The following is a 1,575-nucleotide window of genomic DNA, read 5'->3' on the forward strand; positions in this document are numbered from 1 at the left end:
CTCTTTATTAGAAACCCGCTACATCAACATTTTATGGTAATTATATAAAAAGAAGAAATAGGGTATAGGAGGTACGGTAAAACGATGGAGGAGGCAATACAGGTGGTTGTGAAAATTTGTGTGAATGAATAATCTTCTTTCTCTAACTTGATACCTGATTTGAGCGGGAGTGAGTTGGGCTCTCTTTGTTGAGGGAGCGGAATTTAACCATCTTTCGAACACCCTTATCCCATGCTTCCTATGCCTTGCATGAGGTAAGGGTGGGAGGAACATGGCTTGTCCCACCTTTTATCCACCTTCTCTTCATCTTTCCTATGTATTGTATGGTCAAAGGGTGGGCTTTCTCTGACGACTCCCACCCTTCCACCCCTTTGCATAGACATAGGATGGGTATCCTGAGCATTCCTCTTCTTCCCCATGTAAAAACAAAAGACCAATTCCATTAAGAACTGGTCCCTCACCATTCAGTAAATTGATTCTCGGACTGCCCGTTATAGAACCGAGCAATTGTTCATACCCCTGTTCGGAGCCTTTGAACATATCCTCCAAGTTATATGCATGATAAAAATATTAGGCTGCACTGACTCTTTCTTAATAACAACCAATAGATAAAACAAAAAAACCAGCTCATTACTGAACTGGTCTCTTTGTGCCCGGCAATGTCCTACTCTCACAGGGGCGTGAGCCCCAACTACCATCGGCGCTGAAGAGCTTAACTTCCGTGTTCGGAATGGGAACGGGTGTGGCCTCTTCGCCATCATTACCGGACTTATATGGTGGAGCCTAGCGGGATCGAACCGCTGACCTCCTGCGTGCAAAGCAGGCGCTCTCCCAGCTGAGCTAAGGCCCCATATAATTTAAGTTGTAAATGGTCGGGAAGACAGGATTCGAACCTGCGACCCCTTGGTCCCAAACCAAGTGCTCTACCAAGCTGAGCTACTTCCCGCAATAATGGCGCGCCCGAGAGGAGTCGAACCCCTAACCTTTTGATCCGTAGTCAAACGCTCTATCCAATTGAGCTACGGGCGCATTTAAAAGAGATAAAGTGCCGAGGGCCGGTCTCGAACCGGCACGGTAGTCACCTACCGCAGGATTTTAAGTCCTGTGCGTCTGCCAATTCCGCCACCCCGGCATTATGGTTGGCAATTGGAGCGGAAGACGGGATTCGAACCCGCGACCCCCACCTTGGCAAGGTGGTGTTCTACCACTGAACTACTTCCGCATGGATCATGCACACTTTTCGTTTCGGAACTTAAATAGTCCATCACGACAGAATTATTTAAATAAAGAGTGAGCCATGAAGGACTCGAACCTTCGACCCTCTGATTAAAAGTCAGATGCTCTACCGACTGAGCTAATGGCTCATATATATGGTGGAGGATGACGGGATCGAACCGCCGACCCTCTGCTTGTAAGGCAGATGCTCTCCCAGCTGAGCTAATCCTCCATATGATGCCCGGCAACGTCCTACTCTCACAGGGGCGTGAGCCCCAACTACCATCGGCGCTGAAGAGCTTAACTTCCGTGTTCGGAATGGGAACGGGTGTGGCCTCTTCGCCATCGTTACCGTACCGG

At 48.7% G+C, this 1,575-nt stretch carries 7 tRNA genes and 2 rRNA genes; all 9 read right to left on the bottom strand.

Annotated elements, in window-relative coordinates:
* Positions 1-651: 651 nt before the first annotated feature.
* Positions 652-768, bottom strand: a 5S ribosomal RNA gene (gene rrf, locus AC622_RS19670).
* Positions 769-774: 6 nt separating this feature from the next.
* Positions 775-850 (bottom strand) — tRNA-Ala (locus AC622_RS19675).
* Between the two features lie 19 nt (positions 851-869).
* A tRNA-Pro gene (locus AC622_RS19680) sits at positions 870-946 on the bottom strand.
* Positions 947-952: 6 nt separating this feature from the next.
* Positions 953-1,029, bottom strand: a tRNA-Arg gene (locus AC622_RS19685).
* 17 nt (positions 1,030-1,046) lie between these two features.
* Positions 1,047-1,132: transfer RNA gene (locus AC622_RS19690), tRNA-Leu, on the bottom strand.
* Between the two features lie 15 nt (positions 1,133-1,147).
* Positions 1,148-1,222 (bottom strand) — tRNA-Gly (locus AC622_RS19695).
* Positions 1,223-1,291: 69 nt separating this feature from the next.
* Positions 1,292-1,364, bottom strand: a tRNA-Lys gene (locus AC622_RS19700).
* A gap of 7 nt (positions 1,365-1,371) precedes the next feature.
* Positions 1,372-1,447 (bottom strand) — tRNA-Val (locus AC622_RS19705).
* A gap of 7 nt (positions 1,448-1,454) precedes the next feature.
* A 5S ribosomal RNA gene (gene rrf, locus AC622_RS19710) occupies positions 1,455-1,571 on the bottom strand.
* Positions 1,572-1,575: the final 4 nt, after the last annotated feature.

Origin of the sequence: Bacillus sp. FJAT-27916 (genome assembly GCF_001183965.1) — a bacterium.
Lineage (GTDB): Bacteria > Bacillota > Bacilli > Bacillales > Pradoshiaceae > Pradoshia.